Source organism: uncultured Marixanthomonas sp. (assembly GCF_963974425.1).
GTDB lineage: Bacteria > Bacteroidota > Bacteroidia > Flavobacteriales > Flavobacteriaceae > Marixanthomonas.
On the sequence record NZ_CAXBCK010000043.1, the window covers coordinates 1 to 19,869 of the forward strand.

Consider the following 19,869-nt stretch of genomic DNA (forward strand, 5'->3'; position numbering starts at 1 on the left):
GTTATCATATGAGTAAAAAGCACTGGAACACCGTCGAATTGGAACGCAACATTCCAGCCGATTTGCTACTAGAGTTAATTGACCATTCTTATAATTTGGTAGTGCAAGGATTGACAAAAAAAGTACAAGCTGAATTAGAAAAGCTATAAAAAGAAAAATGAAGAAACCCGAATCGTTTTATAAAGAACAGATTAGCAAACATACCGAAACCCTTAAAACCCTTAAAAAGCAGCTCGCACTTTCTGGGACGTTTAGATTGCTAGTTTTTCTGGCATTGTGCGCCGGCGTATATTTCACTTTCGGAAACACAAAATTTGTCATCGCCATTATTTTAGGGGGCATTGCATTGTTCGTGTTTTTAGTGTCCCGACATAGCAATTTGCAATACAAACGCGATGTTACAAAAGCCTTACTCGAGGCCAATAACGTGGAATTGGAAGTATTGAGCAGAGCGTTTCACCATTTACCAGACGGAGAAAAATATAAAAATCCAGAGCATTATTTTAGTCAAGATATCGATTTGTTTGGAAGAGGTTCTTTTTATCAATACATTAATAGAACGGCTTTAGAAAGTGGTTCAGACCACTTGGCACATCTGCTTACTGATAATGATATTGATAACATCACCAAGAAACAAGAAGCCATTCAAGAATTGGCTAAAAAAGCAACGTGGCGGCAGCATTTTTCGGCGGTTGCTTCGTTAGTGAAAACCGAAGTTTCAGCAAACACTGTTTTAAACTGGTTAAACAGTTATAAGAGTTTTGTTCCTAATTGGATAAAAGTGGGTTCTACTGTTTTTTCAATTATTTCATTAGGGCTTTTAATTACCTATTTTTCAGGATTTATATCCGGTTATATTGTGTTTGGCTGGTTTTTAGCCGGACTCATTATTAGCGGACGCTATTTGAAAAAAGTAAACGATTTATCGCAACACACGGCTAAAATTCAAAGTACGTTTGAGCAGTTTCATAAGTTGTTATTAGAAATTGAAACAGAAGATTTCAGCAGTGACTTACTTTCAGAAAAAAAGAAAACGGTTGTAAGTGAAACCGAAAAAGCATCTACCATATTAAAGCAATTTGCAAAACATCTCGATTCGTTGGATCAACGTAGCAACTTATTAGTGGGCGTTGTGGCGAATGGTTTTATGTTACGCGATCTTCGACAATCGTACAATATCGAAAAGTGGATTTCAGAACATAGCGAACATGTTTCAAAATGGATAGATAGCATCGTTTTCTTCGATGCCTACAACACCTTGGCAAACTATGTTTTTAACCATCCTCAGCATGTTTTTCCGGCCATTGTATCATCTGCCACGCAATTACAAGCTGATGGCGCTGGGCATCCTTTATTAGATCCTGAAAAGATGGTGCGCAATGATTTTAAGATAGCTTCGGAAGAGTTTTTCATTGTCACTGGCGCCAATATGGCCGGGAAAAGTACGTTTTTGCGTACGGTTGCCCTGCAAATTGTGATGGCTAATGTGGGGCTTCCGGTGTGTGCTACAAAATCAACCTATCAACCTATTAAACTAATCACTAGTATGCGGACCACCGATAGTTTAACGGATGATGAATCTTATTTTTTCAGTGAGCTGAAGCGATTAAAGTTTATCGTGGAAGAAATTAAAACAGATCGTTATTTTATTATTCTAGATGAAATATTAAAAGGGACGAACAGTACGGACAAAGCCATCGGGTCTAAAAAGTTTGTTGAAAAATTGGTCGCCGGAAATGCCACGGGAATCATTGCCACGCACGATTTAAGTTTATGTGAAGTTTCTGAAAGCATTCCGAATGTAAAAAATTACTTTTTCGATGCCCGAATAGAAGATGACGAATTATACTTCGATTATACATTTCAACCTGGAATTTGTCAAAATATGAACGCCTCTTTTCTGCTGAAGAAAATGGAAATTGTTGATTAATGGATTCGTTAACTCAAATTGTATTAGGCGCTGCCGTAGGGGAAGCCACCCTTGGAAAAACCATGGGCAACAAGGCCATGTTATATGGAGCCATCGCCGGAACCATTCCAGATTTGGATGTGTTATCCAGTAATTTTGTAGATACGGTTACAGCGTTGGAAATACACCGCGGTTTTACGCACTCCATTGTATTTTCAGTGGTTTTTGGAGGTTTCTTTGCTTGGCTTACTTCGTTATACGAAAAGCGGGCTACGTTTAAACAATGGTATTGGCTTTGGTTTATGTGTTTTATAACCCATCCGTTTCTCGATGCGCATACCACTTGGGGAACACAGCTTTTTTGGCCTTTCGATCTTCGCCTTGCTTACAAAAACATTTTCGTGATTGATCCTTTATATACGTTACCGTTTTTAGTGTGCGTAATCTGGACAGCTTTCCTAAAACGTGGCAGTGAAAAACGACGTAAAATAAACAACGCAGGCTTGCTAATCAGTAGTAGTTATATGGTGATTACGTTGATTTTAAAAGGAATTACCTATCATAAGTTTACTAACGCCTTAGATGAACAAAATATCGCTTATAAAGCCATTGAAACCAAACCGAGTCCGTTTAATACTATTCTTTGGACGGCCAATGTTGAGGTGGACGATGCTTTTTTAATTGGGGATTATTCTTTTTTTGATAGTAAGCCTATCCAATTTTACAGGCATCCTAAAAATCATGCGGCTTTAGGGGATTTAAGAAATGAGAATAAAGTACAACGTCTTATTGCAATTTCTAATGGTTGGTACGCCATTTCAGAAAAGAATGACGCCACTTATTTTAACGATTTGCGTTTTGGTTTGTTAAGCGTAGATCCGCAAACCGATAAATGTGCTTTTAGCTATCAGTTACAGCAAACTTCAGAAGGTTTAAATGTAATCGAAGAACCTAAAAACAGGGATGATGCTAAAAAGTTATTAGCTGATTTGTGGGAGCGGGTGCTTGGGAATTGAATTTCAGTATTCAGTAAGTAAGCAGAGGCAACTCATTTTAAGCCAACAACATCACCCCTTACCTCTTCTCTCCATTTTTTTCCAAACTTTTTATCTAAAAAATCAAAAATGGTACTATTATATTGTTTTACGCAGGATTCTGTTGGTGGCGTATCTCCAAAATCCTGAAAAATAATTCCATATCTTTTAGCAAACTTACTGTCTTCAACAGACACGTAAGGTGCTATACCGCTAATTAAAAGTAACCTTGGTTTGTCATTTTGAATATCTTGTTCGGCGATCTCTTTACTAACTTCACAATTTGCATCTACAATTAAATCAAAGCTTGAAATTGAAGATGATTTGATTTCAAATTTGAATTCTTTAGGTTCTGGATTATAGTCAATAACCATTATTTTATAAGTTCCATTTTTTAGGTTGTCAAATTTATAATTTCCTGTACTATCAATTTCCGTAATGTGATTGTTAGGGAGTAGAACTATTGAGGCAAATTGTGGTGTGAGTAATTCTTTTCCAAAGTATACTTTGAGATTTCCACTTACTGAAAATTTATTCGAATTTGATTGCCCGAATAAAGGAATACTTATTAATAATATTATTAAAGCAAGTTTCTTCATTTTATATATAACTAAGCCCTACCAACTACCCTCTTTATTTAACAACTCGTATCTGCTATAATTTTCCATTCGCCATTTATTTTTTTGAAGATGATCATAAACACCCCATTGGCATCGCCTACGTTTCGTTTTAAAAAGTATTCGCCCATCACCCAATAACTATCGTCACTAATTTTTGAAATATCATTGATTTTAAAGCTTAACGTACCAGAATGTTCTTTCGTTGGATATCCTTTTTTATAGTTGTCTAGCGTTTGTTGCCACCCTTTGGTGAGGCCGTTACTGCCATAAAATTTTAAAGAATCACTTTTCCAATAGCCTTGCATAAAACCTTCTAGATCATTATTGGACCAGGCTTTTTCTTGCATTTTCATGACGGTTAAAATGGCGTCTTTGTCTTCGGCTTCGGTTTGGGCAAAGGTTGTGGTTAGGGTGAATATAGTAATTAAAAATAATAGCTTTTTCATTATAATAGTTTTAAAATTTACGTTACAAGCAGTTTGGTATGAATACTTTTCTTGATTTTTCATTTTATATTCGTTGAGTTAAAAGTAGGAAAGCTAATTTATTCAACCACGCTTCCATATTAATTATGCCTGTATTAGTAGTCGTCTTAGTCATAAGAAATTTCTAACGTTGTTAGGTTGCCACTCGGATTCATAAAAATTATAAAAAAGAAATAATCATAGATAAATCCCATTTCATTAAACAGACCGTTTATTTTATTAGATTTTGGATTAAAATCATCAATAGTCAGCATAAAGCAAGGGTAGCAAAGATTAAGTTCTCTCAATTTAATGTTAATACTTTCCAGATTGGATTCAAATCTTTTTAAATCAGACTCAAAATTTTCCCAACCTTTCTCGAACGAACGGAATATTGTCTTTATTTTAAAAAGTACATTGTCATAGATTTTATGAATATCAGCTGAAGTTAGATTTTCAGTTCTGAAAGGAAAGGGCAGATGGTCAGTTTTATTTTGATACGCTGTTACCTTATTGGATGAATAATAGTAATGAAGGAATTTCAGAATATCATTCTTGTCGAGAGGTGTAGTAACTTTTAGATTAGAATATTCTGCAAAACCAATATATCCAATTTCAGATTTGAATTCAGATAATTTTACATTTAAAGTTCTCATAAGAATGACGGCCAAAATATAAAGATACACAATCCCCAATTTACTTTTACAATCTGTAATTTTGTACCCACAAATCCGACAAGTAGGATAGATTGCTATGGAAAAATATATTCAGATATTTAAAGATTCTTATGTTGGGTATTTCAACTATTTGTTAGATGAAATCACCCGTTTTCATTGGGAAAACTATTTCTATGGGCTTATCATCGTGTCGGTGGTTGTTTGGTTGTTGGAATTGCTATTTCCGTGGCGAAAAAACCAAAAAGTATTCCGTAAAGACTTTTGGCTGGATACGTTCTATATGTTCTTCAACTTCTTTTTGTTGAATCTAATAGTACTTATTTTCCTCTCAAACACTGCCGAAGCTTTTTTTAATGACTTCCTTGGTTTAATTGGGCTGCAAGTTTCAGACTTCGAATTACTAAACGTTGATGCTTTACCATACGGATTAGGATTATTAGTCTTCTTTTTGGTGTCAGATTTTGTGCAATGGAATACCCACAGATTGCTGCATAGAGTGCCTATACTTTGGAAATTCCATCAAGTTCATCATTCCGTAAAAGAAATGGGTTTTGCGGCTCATTTGCGCTACCATTGGATGGAACCGGTAGTGTATAAATCCATTTTGTACATTCCATTGGCGATTATCGGTGGGTTTGATGTAACCGATGTTGCAATTGTCCATTTTACTGCTTTGACCATTGGTCATCTAAACCACGCCAACCTAGGATGGAACTACGGAATTTTAAAATATGTGCTTAATAACCCGAAGATGCATATTTGGCATCACGCTAAAATTTTGCCAAAACATACTAAATACGGTGTTAATTACGGGCTTAGTTTAAGTATTTGGGATTATCTTTTTGGTACAAACCACATTCCGCACGACGGAAGGGATATTGAATTAGGCTTTGACGGTGATGAACACTTTCCTCAACAATTCATTCATCAAAGTATATATCCCATAAAAACCAAAAAATAATATAGCCCGTATATAAGGGTGTAAAACACTAAAAATTATGAAGTTTATACTTAAAGTTGTTACACTATTACTTGTTTCTGTTTCATTGGTAAGTTGTAACTTAACATCTGCAGCAGGATTGACAAGTCAAGGCCAACCCACTAAAAAAGTTGAAGGTGATTTAACTTCAACCACGGCAAATTCTGCAGTTAATTTTGACCACGCTGCTTGGGACAAATTGTTGAAAAAGCATGTAGATTCAGAGGGAATGGTCGATTACAAAGGCTTTAAAAATGATAGAGAAGCACTGAATAAATACCTTCAGAAATTATCTTCAACAGAACCAACCGATGCTTGGAGCGTTCAAGAACTATTAGCGTTTTACATTAATTTATACAACGCTTACACGGTAGATTTAATTTTAAATAATTACCCAACTGAAAGCATTCAGGATATCGATGGAGCCTTTACGAAAGGGTTTGTTCCTGTTGGAGATCGTGAATTGTCATTAGGTGGAATTGAAAATGGCATCCTTCGTAAAATGGATGAACCTCGTATTCATTTTGCCATTAACTGTGCTTCCATTTCGTGCCCAAAACTATTGGATGAGGCTTTTACTGCTTCAAAAATAAATGAACAGTTAGATGAAGTAACTCGCGAATTTATAAACAGCGATAAAAACGAAATCACTGCAAATACCCCAAAAGTGTCTTCTGTTTTTAAGTGGTATGCAAAAGATTATACCGTTAATGGAAATAAAGATGTTATTGGTTTTATAAATAAATATAGCGATACCGAAATCAATCCTAGGGTTGAGTTACAGTACAAAGATTACAACTGGAAGCTAAACGAACAGAAATAATATTTTTTAAAGGAATATAGCCCGGAGAAAACCTCTGGGCTATTTATTTCGTAAGTTTAGCGTATGATTAGTATTGTTATCCCCGTATTAAATGAAGCTTCATCTATTGAAAAGCTGCTGCAGCACTTAATAGAAAATGTTACGCCTAAAAATCTTGCTGAAATTACCGTTGTAGATGGCGGAAGCACAGATGGTACGAAACAGTTGATAAAAAATTTCGAATCTAAACCTGAAATAGGAATACAGCTTATTTCTTCGGAAAAGGGGCGTGCAAAACAATTAAATACCGGAGCAAAAAACGCTACAGGGTCAATCCTCTATTTTTTACATGCAGATTCTTTTCCCCCTAAAAATTTTGACGAATTAATTATTTCCGAAGTAGGAAAAGGAAGTCCTGCAGGGTGTTTTAGGATGCAGTTTGATAGTAACCATTGGTGGTTGCGTTTGGCTAGTTGGCTTACGAAATTTAGTTGGCGCGCATGCCGAGGTGGTGACCAAAGCCAATTTATTACCCGTGAATTGTTCGATGAAATAGGTGGTTACGATGAAACTTATATTATTTATGAGGACAATATTCTAATAAACGAATTATACGAACGCAACACGTTTGTAGTCATCAATAAAAAACTGACTTCCTCAGCACGATTGTACCGCGAAAAAGGCGTTTGGTATGTACAATATCACTTTTGGACTATCTACGTTAAAAAATGGTTGGGTGCCGATGCAGATCAACTGTTTGCTTACTATTGTAAACACTTACGGAACAATAAAAAGAAGCAGAACGAGAATGTCACTATCGAGTCGCCAAGAGAAGCGTTTATAGAAAAGTAACTTTTCTAAAATGTTTGCTTTACCCTTTCAAGCGTATTCACTAAAAATTTTATGATTTTCTAAACACTGAAACATTTTAGTTGGTTGTATTTTGAGGATACAAAACCAAAAAACCAACTATGAACATTTTTGAAGCAATTAGAAAAGACCACGACAAACAACGTGAATTGTGCAAACTAGTTACTTCCACATCTGGCGACAGTAAGGGCCGAAAAGAAATGTGGGAAAAACTGAAACACGAACTGCAAGTTCATGCAGACGCTGAGGAGCGTACTTTTTATACCCCACTTATTCAAAACGATATGATGCAAGAACATGCTCGCCATGGAATAGCAGAGCATCATGAAATGGACGAGTTAATTGAAAAAATCGATGATACCGATTTAGATTCGCCTGGTTGGTTAGTGCACGCCAAACAACTTTGCGAGAAAGTAGAACACCATTTAGAGGATGAAGAGCACACCTTTTTTCAATTAGCGGGTAAAGTTTTTACAGAGAAGCAAAAAATTTCTATTGCCAAAGAATACTTAAAAGTGATGAAAGAAAAGCGGTAATATTATTCGTAAATAGAATAATAATATTGCAGCACTAATTGAGACGGTTTGTTTTGAACGGTAAATTGATTGTTCAATCCACCACCAGAATTTTCATGGTCAATAAACCATTTCCATAAAAAACCACCGGCCATCCATGGTTCTTGCCAAACCTCTTCAAAAAGGGCGGTTAGCAACGTGCCTTGGTTGTCGTGATTTATACTTTTCTGCTCTCTGCCACTGTGCCAAGGCTCTTTTCCGGCAAAGTCTGTGTTTCTGTAACCGTATTCAGTAAACAGTATTTTTTTATTGTGTTTTTCTGAAACAGTTTTCATTTCATTCTTCCACTTTTGCCATCCTTTTTTGGCTTCTTGTAAGGTTGGAGTTTTTACTTCAGAAATAGGAAAATAGGCATCTACACCAATAAAATCTAATTGATCCCAGAATGGAACCTTGGTATATTCATCCCAATTGGCGGCATAGGTCAGTTTGCCATTATAGATTTGTTTTATTTCAGAAATCAATTGATTCCAAAATGTTGGACGTTGCCTTATAAACTGTTCCAGCTCTGTGCCAATACATAAAATGGGCACATTGGTTTCTTCAGCAAGACGAGCAAAATCGAGTATAAAATTGCGGTATGAAGTTTCTAATATTTTCCAATCTTTTTCCGAAGACATAGCAAGATGCCCGGTAAACTCGCCTTTTCTAATCCAAATTTGGGGCTTTAGCATGATGTTAATATCGTTTTGCTGTAGCTTGTTAATGTATTGTTTGGTACCTTTAATTGTCTCGCCATACCATTGTCGGTCTGTACTGTATAATAGTTCAGGGTGGTCCAAACTTTCAATAAACCCAAAAGGCATTACCGCTGCATAATTAGCGTTTATTTGCAAAAGTGGAGCTGTGTGTTTAAGGGATACTGAATCACGAGATGCAACAAAGCTAATGCCATTAATTTTAGTGTCTTGCGCATGGCTGGCTACGACAAATAACAGAATTAGAACTAACAAGTAATTTTTCATAGAGTGATTGACAACTATTTCGAAACTGAAAATAGTTTAAAAAATTAGACCGTACTAATTACTTTTGGTTTAAATGCCAATTGTAAGGATAATAAGAGACTTTAAAACTGGAGGGGATTTTTTCTTTTCGGAAGTGGTTTAAAAAGTCAATTTTTGTTTGTCCATTTTTCACAAAATCTTCTTTGTACCACTTAAAAATTTCAGAAATAGCGACTTCATGTTCTGAAACTTTAATGAATGAAGGATTATTCAAAGCTTTTACAGTCTGTTTCTGTAATTGTTCCTCTAATTTTGAAGGTTTATAGGCTTTAGCAATAATGGGCGGGCATCCTTTTGCACCACAGACCAACACAAAATGAAAGCGCGGTTCGTCAAAATTAGCGCGAAGCTTTTTGTTTTCAATATCGTTTAAGGTTAGCGATGTTCCGCCTAAGTTGTATTTTACCCTTTCAAAAAAACCGTCTTTATCTAATGGTGATTCAATAGGGTAATTGTCAACTATTCCTTTTATCACCGCAAGATTGTAAGTATTAATCCAAAAAGCTTGATAGTTTTTTTCTTCAGAAGTAGAAACAGAAATCTTTGCAGCTTGATCAAGTAAGCGATTTAATTTTTCAGGATTTTTTTCAATGCTTTTATAATCAACTTTTCCGTTGGAAACATAGGTTTTAAAAAACATATCAGCTTCATTGAAGAAGGTTTTTGTCGATTGTGAAAACCCAGTTGATGTATTGAATAACAGTATAGTTGCAAAAAGGAATATAAAATGTTTCATCATAATAATTTACGCATTCTAAGTCGTCTTGGTTTCAGTAAAACTTACAAATAGCACAAGTTAATTTGTCCCTTATTTTAATTTGTAATCTGTTTTGCATGTAATTGCGTACATTTAAGTACGACATAAAAGCAATACTTCTCTTTCTATGGAACATATCGTTATTATTGGAAATGGCATTGCGGGCGTTACGGCGGCTCGACATATCCGAAAAGAATCTGATAAAAAAATCACACTTATTTCTGCTGAAGCAGATTATTTTTTTTCCCGAACGGCTCTCATGTATGTGTATATGGGCCATATGCGCTGGTGGGATATTGAACCATACGAAAGCTATTTCTGGAAGAAAAATGATTTAAACCTCAAAAATGCTTACGTAGAAAAAGTTGATACAGATGCTAAAACACTTCATTTTGCTGAAGGAGATGCTATGCATTACGATAAATTGATTATTGCTTCTGGTTCTACTACCAATACATTTGGGTCGGAAGGGCTCGATTTAAACGGTGTGCAAGGTTTAGTGACCAAGCAAGATTTAGAAAAATTAGAAAAAAACGCACCCAATAAAAAAGAGTGCCCCAATGCGGTTATAGTAGGCGGCGGATTAATAGGTGTAGAAATGGCTGAAATGCTTCGCACCCGGGGAATTGAAGTGACTATGCTAGTTCGCGAAGATGCTTTTTGGACTAGCGCTTTGCCAAAACCCGAAGCCGAAATGCTATCACGCCACATACAATCACACGGTGTTGATATTCGTCACGAAACCAACCTCGATAAAATCCTTGGCGATGAAAACGGGAACGTTCGTGCTGTAGTTATAAAAGAAACTAGCGAAGAAATTCCTTGCAAGGTGGTTGGGATTACAACGGGTGTAAAACCGAATATCACATTTTTGAAAGATTCAGGGATTGAAACCGATAAAGGGATTTTAGTTAATCGTAAACTGGAAACTAGTGTAAAAGACGTCTATGCAATTGGCGATTGTGCTCAACAACGTGAACCAATTGGAAACCGCCCACCAGTTGAAGCAGTATGGTACACAGGTCGGATTATGGGAGAAACACTAGCGCAGACCATCTGTGACAATCCTTGGGAGTATAACCCTGGAAACTGGTTTAACAGTGCCAAATTTTTCGATATAGAATATCAAACCTATGGTTGGGTGCAGCCCAAACGAAGAAGAAAGGATTCTGAAGCGCAATTTCATTGGAAATGTAAAAGTGATCTTAGATGTATTACCGTTTCTTACCATACAGAAAACAAACAGTTTTTAGGAATAAACACCTTCGGAATACGAATGCGTCACGAAGTTTTTGACCGTTGGCTTAATGAAAAGAGAGACGTCGATTATGTGATAAAGCATTTAAAAAAAGCCAATTTTGATCCTGAATTTTATAGAAAATATGAAAAAGAAATTCTTTCAGCTTATAAAAATCAACAACCTGTAACTGCATAACCTTATGAGTACTTTTCAACGTAATATGAGCCTAACAGGCGAACCACCAAAAACAATTAATACCCAACAAAAAATAGCAAGCTTTATAGGTTTAGCTGGTCTGTTAGTGTTATTTGTAGCATTATTTAATGTCAATTTTCCGAATAAAACCTTGTGGTTGAGTGTTTCATTATTGTCTATAGCAGTAGGTACTATATGGTTTTCTAGAGCAGAATACTTAAGTAAACACGAAGGGATAAGCAATAATGGTGTATACTTTAAATCATTATCATCACGTGGTTTTTGGGGTTGGATATTAGGTATGACATTAACCTTGTTTTATGTGGCGTTGTATTGGTTTCCGCAGTATCTAGGTTTGGTTAAAGACGGTGATAACACAGGAGTGATTTCGTTATTCGATCCTTTGAGTAAATTTTTAAGTGGCAATCCGGCCAGTCAATGGTTTTTATACGGAACGCTTTATACCTTGGCGATTTTAGCTTTTGGAATAAAGTTTATCTGGAAATACCGTCATAACCGATATGAAGTTATTAGAACTTTTTCGGTAATGTTCTTTCAGTTGAGTTTTGCATTTATTATTCCTGAAATTTTAGTTCGCCTTAATCAACCGTATTACGATTTTAAAAATATTTGGCCGCTTAACTATGAGCTTTTTGCTGGTTATAAGATAGATGAATTTTTAAGTGCTGGCGATGTTGGGTTGATTATGATCATCTTCGGAATCCTTTCCATTTTTGTAATCACACCTATTTTAACCTATAAATACGGAAAACGATGGTATTGCTCATGGGTATGTGGTTGTGGCGGTTTGGCCGAAACTGCTGGAGACCCTTTTCGTCATTTATCAGACAAACGCATGGTCGCCTGGAAGGTGGAACGCTGGGTCGTTCATAGTGTTGTAGTTTTTGTAACGGTAATGACAACAGCAGTTGTGTTTAGTTATTTACAAGGCAACGAATCGCAATCCATTAGTGAGTGGAGCGGACTGGAAAACAAAGCCGTTTTTATGAGTGATCCAGACGGAAAACCCATTAACGAACGTATTTTGGCGGCTCAAAAAGCCAAAGCAAGTCAGGTGATTTTTATCAATAAAGCCGATTCAAAAAAAGCACCAGTTTTAGAAACCACTGAAGGAATTAATATTCCGTTTCATGTTATTTCTGAAACTGAAAATGAAATCGCCCTTACTCGATTAAAAAACGGATTGAGTGCTTCATTATTAGTAGATTCTGCTTCAAAAGAATACCTGACAATTAATGATGGAGTAGCAACTTCATTTTTCGATAATTTGTGGATATCAAAAGAGTTTTTCATTTGGTTCGTGATCGGGTTGCTAACCTTAGTTTTTGGCGGGGTTATGCTTTTTAGAAGAGAACAATTAGCAAAAGATGCTAAATATGGTGCTATTGGATATTTTGTAGTGGTAACATCTATTTTATTGTTCACGTATTTCAGTACACCTGGAAAACTATTTTTCTTTAATGCGTATGAATTGCGCCAAACCTATGGTTTTTTAATTGGTGCCATGTTTAGCGGTGTTATTGGGGTTGGTTTTTATCCTATCTTCGGAAGCCGTGTTTGGTGTCGTTTTGGATGCCCGATGGCTGCGATTTTAGGATTTCAGCAACGTTTGTTCTCCCGTTTTAGAATTACCACAAATGGCGGACAATGTATCTCTTGCGGAAACTGTTCTACCTATTGCGAAATGGGAATCGATGTAAAAGCCTACGCTCAAAAAGGTGAAAACATTGTGCGAAGCTCGTGTGTGGGCTGCGGTATTTGTTCTGCAGTATGTCCACGTGGTGTTTTAAAACTGGAAGACGGTCCACGAAAAGGCCGTATTGAAGGAAATGAAGTCCTATTAGGGAATGATGTAGATTTAATGGAATATGTAAATGGGAAATAAGAATTTAGACACAAATTAAAATCAGCTACAAATCTTAAAAGAAACCCTTTTTCAACCTAAAATCTACATGCCTCCAATTATAAAAGTTATTATTCCGGCTTTTAACGAAGCCGGTTCTATTGCCAAGGTAATTGGTGATGTTCCTAAACAAGTTTCAGAAATCATTGTTGTTAGTAATAACTCTACAGATGAAACTGAAACGGTTGCAAAAAAAGCCGGTGCCACAGTTCTTTCCGAAGAAAAAAGAGGATATGGTTACGCTTGCTTGAAAGGAATGGACCACATAGCCCGACAAAACCCTAAACCTAATATTGTTGTTTTTTTGGACGGCGACTATAGTGACTATCCAGAAGAGCTTTCAAAAATTGTTGCACCTATTATTGAAGAAAATATCGATTTTGTAATCGGGGCACGTGTAAAAGAATTGAGAGAAGATGGTTCTATGACATTTCCGCAGAAGTTTGGAAATTGGTTAGCAACTTCGTTAATGCGGCTTTTCTTTAACTCAAAATTTACAGATCTTGGGCCGTTTCGGGCTATAAAATATGATAAATTGCTTCTTCTAAATATGGAAGATAAAACATATGGATGGACCGTAGAGATGCAATTAAAGGCTTTAAAACGAAACTATTCTTATAAAGAGATACCAGTAAAATATAGAAATAGAATAGGTGTTTCAAAAGTTTCAGGAACCGTAAAAGGTGCTATCTTTGCCGGCGTAAAAATCCTAAGTTGGATCTTTAAATATAGTTTTAAAAAATGATATTCGAAATAAGCATCGTTGTAATTTATTCCATAGCATTGCTACTTATTTTTCTGTATGCTTTGGCACAACTCAATTTGTTTGTCAATTACCTAAAAGCTAGAAACAAAAAGGATACGGACCCCACTTTCGATTTTTCAAACCCTGAAGAAATTCCGTTTGTAACCATTCAATTGCCCGTGTATAACGAGTTGTATGTAATGGAACGTCTGCTGAATAATATTGCGGAATTAGAATATCCTAAAGATAAGTTAGAGATTCAAGTGTTAGACGACTCTACCGACGAATCTTTTCAAGCTACTGCTGCTCACCTAAAAAAACTACAAGAATCTGGATTAGATATTAAACAGATGAGTAGGGAAGTGCGTTCTGGCTTTAAAGCTGGAGCATTAAAAGAAGGATTGAAAACCGCAAAAGGTGAGTTTATTGCCATTTTTGATGCCGATTTCCTTCCGAAGAAAGACTGGTTACAAAAAACCGTTCCTTATTTTAAAGATGAGAAAATTGGTGTGGTGCAAACCCGTTGGGGTCACATTAATAGAAACTATTCGCTCCTTACAAAAATACAAGCTTTTGCACTCGATTTTCACTTTGTGTTAGAGCAAGTAGGCCGTAATTTCGGGAATCATTTTATCAATTTTAACGGTACCGCTGGTATTTGGCGAAAGACATGTATTATCGATGCAGGGAATTGGGAAGGTGATACCTTAACCGAAGACTTAGATTTAAGTTACCGTGCTCAACTTAAAAAATGGAAGTTTAAATACTTGGAAGATGTAGAAACTCCAGCTGAGCTTCCCGTGGTAATTAGTGCTGCAAAATCTCAGCAATTTAGATGGAATAAAGGCGCTGCAGAGAATTTTCAGAAATTATATCTAAGACTATTAAAAGACCCTACCGTTCCTTGGAAAACAAAATTTCATAGTTTTTTCCACTTACTGAACAGCAGCATGTTTTTATTGATCTTGACCGTGGCCATTTTAAGTGTGCCCATGTTATATATAAAAGCGGCAAACCCAGAATGGGCTGTGGTTTTTTATATATTGGCAGGCTTTGCGTTTAGTACTGTTATCTTTTTTATGTGTTATTGGCTCACGTATTCAAAAATTCATGGCGGCGGATTTAAAAATTTCCTGAAATATATTGGGATGTTCTTTACGTTCTTTTCTGTAGCCATGGGCTTTTCGGTACATAACTCACTTGCGGTTTTAGAAGGTCATTTTGGTAAGAAAAGTGATTTTATACGAACACCAAAGTTTAATATTTCCCTTAAAGAAAGTTGGAAAGAAAACAAGTACCTGACAAAGAATTTTTCGGGAAACACGATTATTGAAGGGATTTTAATGCTCTATTTCGCCTTTGGAATGTACAGTGCTTTTGTTGTTGGGAAAGAAGATGGCGATTTTGGTCTTTTTCCGTTTCACTTGATGCTTTTTGTAGGCTTTGCTTTTGTGTTTTTTAAGAGCTTGTTAAGTAGGGCTTAAATTAGTGAATAGAAAGTCGAAACTGCTGCGGGGTCATCAGCTCTAATTTTTTAAACTGCCGGTTAAAATAGCTCACATTATTAAATCCAGATTTAAAAGCAATTTCTGAAATAAGCATCGTCTTATTTTTTTTCATTAACCTTTTTGCAAACTTTATCTTTTCTGAATTCATAAAATCTATTGGCGAAACTCCTAAAGTATTTTTAAACTTTTTGTGAAAATTAGACGTACTCATATATGCCTTTTCGGCTAAGGTGTCCACGCTAATATTTTTGTTGGTTAAATTTTCTTTGATGTATTTTACCACAGAACCAATACGAGTATCGCTAAAAATTTCTAGATGATCATTTAAAATACTGTATTTGGCCTTTGTTTGAAGCAGCCTAATAATTAACTCTTGAATCATTAGATCTAGCAATACATCTTTCGACGAAGAGTTTTTAGTAAATGTATTCACCAGTCTATCTATAAGGTAATTCACTTCAACTTGATTGGTAAGGTGAGATGCAAACCCTTCCTCTAGACTCCAATTGTTGTTTTCGTTTTCAATTTCTACTTGTTGATTAAACTTTAAAGCGACCTCGTTTATTTTTTCAGGATCAATCCCCAACGCCAAACATTGCGTAGGACTATTTTTCGTTGCAATAGGGAAGTCGATAATCATTTCTTTGTTAGCGGGCATTACAACCGATTCGCCGGGAAGGAAATCAAACTCAGGGATATTGGCAAGATGCATTATTTTTTTGCCTGTGAGCATACTAGCAATAACTGGAAAGTCAAAAGTAAGTGAAACTCGTTCTGCCATTTTATGCGTTTCAAAAATATTCAACTCAGAATATTCGGCATTGTATGTAGTTCTATTTTCAACTAAAGTGAAAATTTTCCGACTTTCTTTATGTCTTGCTAAAGAGTGATTCATATTCAATATTACGTAAAAATTTCAGTAAAATCTATAAAAAGTAGAAACGTGTTATTCTTCAATAGTATTGTTCAATTATATAGTGATATTATAAAATATCTTTATTAAAATTATGTAATTCATAAAATAATAACTAAATAATTGTCATTATGAGCAATATAAAAACAGAGAAGGGAAAGGCTATAGATCAACCAAAATTTAAAGATACGTATGATAATTTTATTGGTGGAGAATGGGTAAAACCAGTTAAGGGAGAGTATTTTGAAAGTATTTCCCCTGTAGATGGGAATTCGTTTACAAAAGTAGCCCGATCTACTAAAGAGGATGTAGACAAAGCATTAGATGCTGCATGGGAAGCCGCTAAAACTTGGAATAGAAAGTCAGCAACTGAACGGAGCAATGTACTTTTAAAAATTGCTGATATAATTGAAAATAATATTGAAACCTTAGCACGAGCTGAGACTTGGGACAATGGAAAACCGATTCGGGAAACAACCAATGCAGATTTACCCCTGGCGGTAGATCACTTTAGATATTTTGCTGGTGTTATTAGGGCTGAAGAAGGTGGAGCTAGTGAGTTAGATGAAAACACCGTTTCATTAAATATTTGGGAACCATTAGGGGTTGTAGGGCAAATAATCCCATGGAACTTCCCAATTTTAATGGCAGCTTGGAAGTTAGCACCTGCATTAGCTGCTGGAAACTGTGTGGTTTTAAAGCCAGCTGAGCAAACTCCTGTTGGAATTATGATTTTAGCAGAATTGATTCAAGATGTTGTTCCCGCTGGAGTGTTAAATATTATAAACGGATTTGGTCTTGAAGCTGGAAAACCATTAGCATCAAGTCCTCGTATTAAAAAGATTGCTTTTACGGGTGAAACCACTACTGGACAATTAATTATGCAATATGCTTCCAAAAATATTATTCCTGTTACCTTAGAATTAGGAGGGAAATCACCAAATATTTTCTTTAAAAGCATCATGGATGAAGATGATGATTTTCTTGATAAAGCTATTGAAGGAGCAGTCCTTTTCGCTTTTAATCAAGGAGAGGTTTGTACAGCTCCATCTAGGATTTTAGTTGAAGAGAGTATTTTTGATGAATTTATGGAGCGTGTTGTAGAGCGAACCAAAGCTATTAAAATAGGTCACCCCTTAGATCCGGAAACGATGATGGGAGCTCAAGCCTCTAACGATCAATACGAGAAAATTTTAAACTACATTAAAATTGGTAAAGAAGAAGGCTGTGAAGTACTTGCTGGAGGAGATTCAGCTTACAATGAAGGCCTAGAAGGTGGATATTATATTCAACCCACCATTTTTAAGGGCAATAACAAGATGCGGGTATTTCAAGAAGAAATTTTCGGCCCTGTAGTTTGTGTTACAAGCTTTAAAAATGAAGCAGATGCGATTGAGATTGCTAATGATACTTTATATGGTCTTGGCGCTGGTGTTTGGACACGCGATATGCATCAAGCGTATCAAATTTCAAGAGAAGTGAAGGCAGGTAGAGTATGGGTGAACAACTATCACGCATATCCGGCACACGCGCCTTTTGGAGGCTATAAAAAATCTGGAATTGGTCGAGAAAACCATAAAATGATGCTCGATCATTACCGTCAAACTAAAAATATGCTCATTTCCTACGATAAGAAAAAATTAGGTTTCTTTTAATATTTAGTTGGTTTTAAGAAGGTCGGAATTAATTTCCGGCCTTTATTTTTAAATTTAGAATATGAAAAATAGTAGAGTAGCAATAACAGATGAAGCAAAAAAGATTGTTGAACAAATGAAAGAACAACACGGTTCGCTTATTTTTCATCAAAGTGGAGGTTGTTGTGATGGATCGTCACCTATGTTGATTTCAAAAGATGACTTTTATTTAGATGAAAGCGATATCCTTTTAGGAGCAGTTGCTGGCGTTTCTTTTTATATGAATCAAGATCAATATGAATATTGGAAACATACGCATTTAACCGTAGATATTACAAAAGGTCGTGGTTCTAGTTTTTCTGTAGAAATTCCATTAGGTATTCGATTTTTAATAAAATCAAGGTTGCTTACCGAAGCAGAAAATGAACATTTCAGAAAAGTAGAAGCTGAAAAAAATGAGTCGTTACCTTAAAGAACAACCTCACTATTAATTAAATTTTCCTATCTCTCGATCTTGTTTTTTAGATAAAACCTCCTAAACTTTAAAAAACCTTGAAGGTTTTATATCTTGTGGTATCAGTAAAGTAAAACCAAGTGAGAGACTTTTTCAACCTGTATAGAATTCCATTGCTTTTCGCTGTGATAAGTATTGCTTTGTACGCCAGTTTTGGCTACGATTTAAACCGAAGTGATTTTGCCAAACTGCTTCCGCTGTATGGAGCTTTATTTTTCTTAGCATACAAACTCATTCAAATAACAAAGGGGAATTTTTGGGTTCTTTTCGGATTTGGGATTGCTTTTCGATTAGTCTTTTTAGTTGTAATCCCCAATTTGTCACAAGATTTTTATCGTTTTATCTGGGATGGTAGGTTGCTGCTGCAAGGGGAAAATCCATATCTTTTTACACCAGAGCAATATGTAAATAAAACATCTGAAATACTGAATAGTTTAAGGTGGCTTAGTGGAGCCGAAGCAACTAAACTAATAAATGGAATGGGCGCTCTCAACGCTAGCCATTACAGTAATTATCCCCCAATCAATCAACTGTTTTTTGCAATAGCTGCTTTATTTGCTAAAAACAGTATACTTGGTTCAGTAGTGGTGTTACGATTGATTATGATTCTTGCAGATGTAGGTATCTTTTACTTCGGAAGAAAATTATTGAAGAATCTTAATCTGAATTCACATACTATTTTTTGGTATTTCTTGAATCCTTTTATCATAATTGAACTCACCGGAAATTTACATTTTGAAGGCGTGATGCTTTTCTTTCTAGTTTGGGCACTTTACTTATTGCAAAAAAGAAAATGGGTTTTGGCTGCTGTATTGTTGGGGGTTTCTGTTTCAGTAAAACTATTACCATTGTTGTTTTTACCACTATTCTTTAACTACTTCTTGAAGAATAAGAAGGGTGAAAATGATTCTTTGCCGAACTTCACTTCACTAGGAATAAAGAAACTGATTCTGTTTTATATGGCTTGTTTGTTAACAGTTGTTGTAACTTTCTTACCGTTCTTTTCTTCAGAATTTCTTCAGAATTTCACTACAACCATTGGTTTGTGGTTTCAGAATTTTGAATTTAATGCAAGTGTGTATTATATCATAAGATGGATAGGTTTTCAAACCGTTGGATGGAATATTATTGTTACGGTTGGTAAGATATTGCCACTAATTGTCATTGCTTTTATATTAATACTTACCTTTTTCAGAAGAAATGAAACACTACCCAAATTAATCACTGCGATGCTCTTTGGCGTTTCATTTTACTTCTTGCTTTCGACTACGGTGCATCCTTGGTATGTTACCACGCCTTTACTGTTGTGCTTGTTTACCAAATACCGTTTTCCTATAGTTTGGAGTGCTGTGATAATATTAAGTTATAGTGCTTATGGAGCTGATGGGTTTAAAGAAAACCTTTGGTTAGTAGCTGTGGAATATTTGGTGGTAATTGGATATGCCACTTGGGAAATTAGAAAAAATATTTCAGAAAAGAACTCCTCTCTTATCTCTACGTAAAAG

20 protein-coding genes are annotated in these 19,869 nt (G+C 35.6%); 14 read left to right on the forward strand and 6 right to left on the reverse strand.

Annotated elements, in window-relative coordinates; translation table 11 throughout:
- The first annotated feature begins 8 nt into the window (after window positions 1–8).
- Genes AACZ92_RS12485 through AACZ92_RS12495 form a run of 3 tightly spaced genes read left to right on the forward strand, consistent with a single transcriptional unit; the run spans window position 9 to window position 2,925 of the window.
- Complete coding sequence (locus AACZ92_RS12485; protein WP_339701949.1) at window positions 9–149, forward strand: MmcQ/YjbR family DNA-binding protein; 141 nt, start codon at window positions 9–11, stop codon at window positions 147–149.
- Window positions 150–157: 8 nt separating this feature from the next.
- Complete coding sequence (locus tag AACZ92_RS12490) at window positions 158–1,930, forward strand: DNA mismatch repair protein MutS (RefSeq protein ID WP_339701891.1); 1,773 nt, start codon at window positions 158–160, stop codon at window positions 1,928–1,930.
- Window positions 1,930–2,925, forward strand: a complete 996-nt coding sequence (locus AACZ92_RS12495; RefSeq protein ID WP_339701893.1) for a metal-dependent hydrolase — start codon at window positions 1,930–1,932, stop codon at window positions 2,923–2,925. Before AACZ92_RS12490 ends, AACZ92_RS12495 begins: the two co-directional genes overlap by 1 nt.
- Window positions 2,926–2,957: 32 nt before the next feature.
- Here the strand turns inward: AACZ92_RS12495 and AACZ92_RS12500 are convergent, their stop codons facing one another.
- From AACZ92_RS12500 to AACZ92_RS12510, 3 genes are all read right to left on the reverse strand, one after another.
- Window positions 2,958–3,542, reverse strand: a complete 585-nt coding sequence (locus AACZ92_RS12500; protein WP_339701895.1) for a hypothetical protein — start codon at window positions 3,540–3,542, stop codon at window positions 2,958–2,960.
- A 38-nt stretch (window positions 3,543–3,580) separates the two neighbouring features.
- On the reverse strand, window positions 3,581–4,009 hold the full coding sequence (locus AACZ92_RS12505; protein WP_339701897.1) for a nuclear transport factor 2 family protein: 429 nt from the start codon (window positions 4,007–4,009) through the stop codon (window positions 3,581–3,583).
- A 146-nt stretch (window positions 4,010–4,155) separates the two neighbouring features.
- A complete protein-coding gene (locus AACZ92_RS12510) occupies window positions 4,156–4,683 on the reverse strand; it encodes a hypothetical protein (protein ID WP_339701899.1) in 528 nt (175 codons plus the stop codon).
- 97 nt (window positions 4,684–4,780) lie between these two features.
- Here AACZ92_RS12510 and AACZ92_RS12515 point away from each other — a divergent pair, with 97 nt between their 5' ends.
- From AACZ92_RS12515 to AACZ92_RS12530, 4 genes are all read left to right on the forward strand, one after another.
- Window positions 4,781–5,665, forward strand: coding sequence for a sterol desaturase family protein (locus tag AACZ92_RS12515; RefSeq protein WP_339701901.1), 885 nt, complete (start codon window positions 4,781–4,783; stop codon window positions 5,663–5,665).
- A 37-nt stretch (window positions 5,666–5,702) separates the two neighbouring features.
- Window positions 5,703–6,506, forward strand: coding sequence for a DUF547 domain-containing protein (locus tag AACZ92_RS12520; RefSeq protein ID WP_339701903.1), 804 nt, complete (start codon window positions 5,703–5,705; stop codon window positions 6,504–6,506).
- Window positions 6,507–6,569: 63 nt separating this feature from the next.
- Window positions 6,570–7,337 (forward strand): TIGR04283 family arsenosugar biosynthesis glycosyltransferase, encoded by a 768-nt coding sequence (locus tag AACZ92_RS12525; RefSeq protein ID WP_339701905.1) that lies wholly within the window; start codon window positions 6,570–6,572, stop codon window positions 7,335–7,337.
- Window positions 7,338–7,456: 119 nt separating this feature from the next.
- Window positions 7,457–7,891: a hemerythrin domain-containing protein gene (locus AACZ92_RS12530; RefSeq protein WP_339701907.1), complete on the forward strand. Its 435-nt coding sequence runs from the start codon at window positions 7,457–7,459 to the stop codon at window positions 7,889–7,891.
- 2 nt (window positions 7,892–7,893) lie between these two features.
- Here the strand turns inward: AACZ92_RS12530 and AACZ92_RS12535 are convergent, their stop codons facing one another.
- Both AACZ92_RS12535 and AACZ92_RS12540 read right to left on the reverse strand, forming a co-directional pair.
- Window positions 7,894–8,895 carry a glycoside hydrolase TIM-barrel-like domain-containing protein gene (locus AACZ92_RS12535; RefSeq protein WP_339701909.1) on the reverse strand — a complete coding sequence of 334 codons (1,002 nt, stop codon included), beginning with the start codon at window positions 8,893–8,895 and terminating at the stop codon, window positions 7,894–7,896.
- 58 nt (window positions 8,896–8,953) lie between these two features.
- Window positions 8,954–9,670 carry a DUF547 domain-containing protein gene (locus tag AACZ92_RS12540; protein WP_339701910.1) on the reverse strand — a complete coding sequence of 239 codons (717 nt, stop codon included), beginning with the start codon at window positions 9,668–9,670 and terminating at the stop codon, window positions 8,954–8,956.
- A 148-nt stretch (window positions 9,671–9,818) separates the two neighbouring features.
- Here AACZ92_RS12540 and AACZ92_RS12545 point away from each other — a divergent pair, with 148 nt between their 5' ends.
- The 4 genes from AACZ92_RS12545 (at window position 9,819) to AACZ92_RS12560 (ending at window position 15,279) form a co-directional block, all read left to right on the forward strand.
- Window positions 9,819–11,126: an FAD/NAD(P)-binding oxidoreductase gene (locus AACZ92_RS12545; RefSeq protein ID WP_339701911.1), complete on the forward strand. Its 1,308-nt coding sequence runs from the start codon at window positions 9,819–9,821 to the stop codon at window positions 11,124–11,126.
- 4 nt (window positions 11,127–11,130) lie between these two features.
- Window positions 11,131–13,032, forward strand: a complete 1,902-nt coding sequence (locus AACZ92_RS12550; RefSeq protein ID WP_339701913.1) for a 4Fe-4S dicluster domain-containing protein — start codon at window positions 11,131–11,133, stop codon at window positions 13,030–13,032.
- A gap of 67 nt (window positions 13,033–13,099) precedes the next feature.
- Window positions 13,100–13,795 (forward strand): glycosyltransferase family 2 protein, encoded by a 696-nt coding sequence (locus tag AACZ92_RS12555; protein ID WP_339701915.1) that lies wholly within the window; start codon window positions 13,100–13,102, stop codon window positions 13,793–13,795.
- Complete coding sequence (locus AACZ92_RS12560; protein WP_339701917.1) at window positions 13,792–15,279, forward strand: cellulose synthase family protein; 1,488 nt, start codon at window positions 13,792–13,794, stop codon at window positions 15,277–15,279. The genes AACZ92_RS12555 and AACZ92_RS12560 overlap by 4 nt, the downstream gene beginning before the upstream one ends.
- A gap of 1 nt (window position 15,280) precedes the next feature.
- Here the strand turns inward: AACZ92_RS12560 and AACZ92_RS12565 are convergent, their stop codons facing one another.
- Window positions 15,281–16,198 carry an AraC family transcriptional regulator gene (locus tag AACZ92_RS12565; protein WP_339701919.1) on the reverse strand — a complete coding sequence of 306 codons (918 nt, stop codon included), beginning with the start codon at window positions 16,196–16,198 and terminating at the stop codon, window positions 15,281–15,283.
- A gap of 149 nt (window positions 16,199–16,347) precedes the next feature.
- Here AACZ92_RS12565 and AACZ92_RS12570 point away from each other — a divergent pair, with 149 nt between their 5' ends.
- The 3 genes from AACZ92_RS12570 to AACZ92_RS12580 all read left to right on the forward strand — a co-directional run bounded on the left by AACZ92_RS12570 (window position 16,348) and on the right by AACZ92_RS12580 (window position 19,866).
- Window positions 16,348–17,871 (forward strand): aldehyde dehydrogenase family protein, encoded by a 1,524-nt coding sequence (locus tag AACZ92_RS12570; protein ID WP_339701921.1) that lies wholly within the window; start codon window positions 16,348–16,350, stop codon window positions 17,869–17,871.
- Between the two features lie 61 nt (window positions 17,872–17,932).
- The gene (locus AACZ92_RS12575; protein WP_339701923.1) at window positions 17,933–18,322 is read left to right on the forward strand and encodes a DUF779 domain-containing protein; all 390 of its coding nucleotides are present in this window, start codon (window positions 17,933–17,935) and stop codon (window positions 18,320–18,322) included.
- A 122-nt stretch (window positions 18,323–18,444) separates the two neighbouring features.
- Window positions 18,445–19,866, forward strand: a complete 1,422-nt coding sequence (locus tag AACZ92_RS12580) for a glycosyltransferase 87 family protein (RefSeq protein WP_339701925.1) — start codon at window positions 18,445–18,447, stop codon at window positions 19,864–19,866.
- The last annotated feature ends 3 nt before the right edge of the window (window positions 19,867–19,869 follow it).

What these genes read in the sequence shown, in the direction of transcription:
- AACZ92_RS12485 (WP_339701949.1), top strand. Translation starts at nt 9, where the DNA reads ATGAGTAAAAAGCACTGGAACACCGTCGAATTGGAACGCAACATTCCA.
- AACZ92_RS12490 (WP_339701891.1), top strand. Translation starts at nt 158, where the DNA reads ATGAAGAAACCCGAATCGTTTTATAAAGAACAGATTAGCAAACATACC.
- AACZ92_RS12495 (WP_339701893.1), top strand. Translation starts at nt 1,930, where the DNA reads ATGGATTCGTTAACTCAAATTGTATTAGGCGCTGCCGTAGGGGAAGCC.
- AACZ92_RS12500 (WP_339701895.1), bottom strand. Translation starts at nt 3,542, where the DNA reads ATGAAGAAACTTGCTTTAATAATATTATTAATAAGTATTCCTTTATTC.
- AACZ92_RS12505 (WP_339701897.1), bottom strand. Translation starts at nt 4,009, where the DNA reads ATGAAAAAGCTATTATTTTTAATTACTATATTCACCCTAACCACAACC.
- AACZ92_RS12510 (WP_339701899.1), bottom strand. Translation starts at nt 4,683, where the DNA reads ATGAGAACTTTAAATGTAAAATTATCTGAATTCAAATCTGAAATTGGA.
- AACZ92_RS12515 (WP_339701901.1), top strand. Translation starts at nt 4,781, where the DNA reads ATGGAAAAATATATTCAGATATTTAAAGATTCTTATGTTGGGTATTTC.
- AACZ92_RS12520 (WP_339701903.1), top strand. Translation starts at nt 5,703, where the DNA reads ATGAAGTTTATACTTAAAGTTGTTACACTATTACTTGTTTCTGTTTCA.
- AACZ92_RS12525 (WP_339701905.1), top strand. Translation starts at nt 6,570, where the DNA reads ATGATTAGTATTGTTATCCCCGTATTAAATGAAGCTTCATCTATTGAA.
- AACZ92_RS12530 (WP_339701907.1), top strand. Translation starts at nt 7,457, where the DNA reads ATGAACATTTTTGAAGCAATTAGAAAAGACCACGACAAACAACGTGAA.
- AACZ92_RS12535 (WP_339701909.1), bottom strand. Translation starts at nt 8,895, where the DNA reads ATGAAAAATTACTTGTTAGTTCTAATTCTGTTATTTGTCGTAGCCAGC.
- AACZ92_RS12540 (WP_339701910.1), bottom strand. Translation starts at nt 9,670, where the DNA reads ATGAAACATTTTATATTCCTTTTTGCAACTATACTGTTATTCAATACA.
- AACZ92_RS12545 (WP_339701911.1), top strand. Translation starts at nt 9,819, where the DNA reads ATGGAACATATCGTTATTATTGGAAATGGCATTGCGGGCGTTACGGCG.
- AACZ92_RS12550 (WP_339701913.1), top strand. Translation starts at nt 11,131, where the DNA reads ATGAGTACTTTTCAACGTAATATGAGCCTAACAGGCGAACCACCAAAA.
- AACZ92_RS12555 (WP_339701915.1), top strand. Translation starts at nt 13,100, where the DNA reads ATGCCTCCAATTATAAAAGTTATTATTCCGGCTTTTAACGAAGCCGGT.
- AACZ92_RS12560 (WP_339701917.1), top strand. Translation starts at nt 13,792, where the DNA reads ATGATATTCGAAATAAGCATCGTTGTAATTTATTCCATAGCATTGCTA.
- AACZ92_RS12565 (WP_339701919.1), bottom strand. Translation starts at nt 16,198, where the DNA reads ATGAATCACTCTTTAGCAAGACATAAAGAAAGTCGGAAAATTTTCACT.
- AACZ92_RS12570 (WP_339701921.1), top strand. Translation starts at nt 16,348, where the DNA reads ATGAGCAATATAAAAACAGAGAAGGGAAAGGCTATAGATCAACCAAAA.
- AACZ92_RS12575 (WP_339701923.1), top strand. Translation starts at nt 17,933, where the DNA reads ATGAAAAATAGTAGAGTAGCAATAACAGATGAAGCAAAAAAGATTGTT.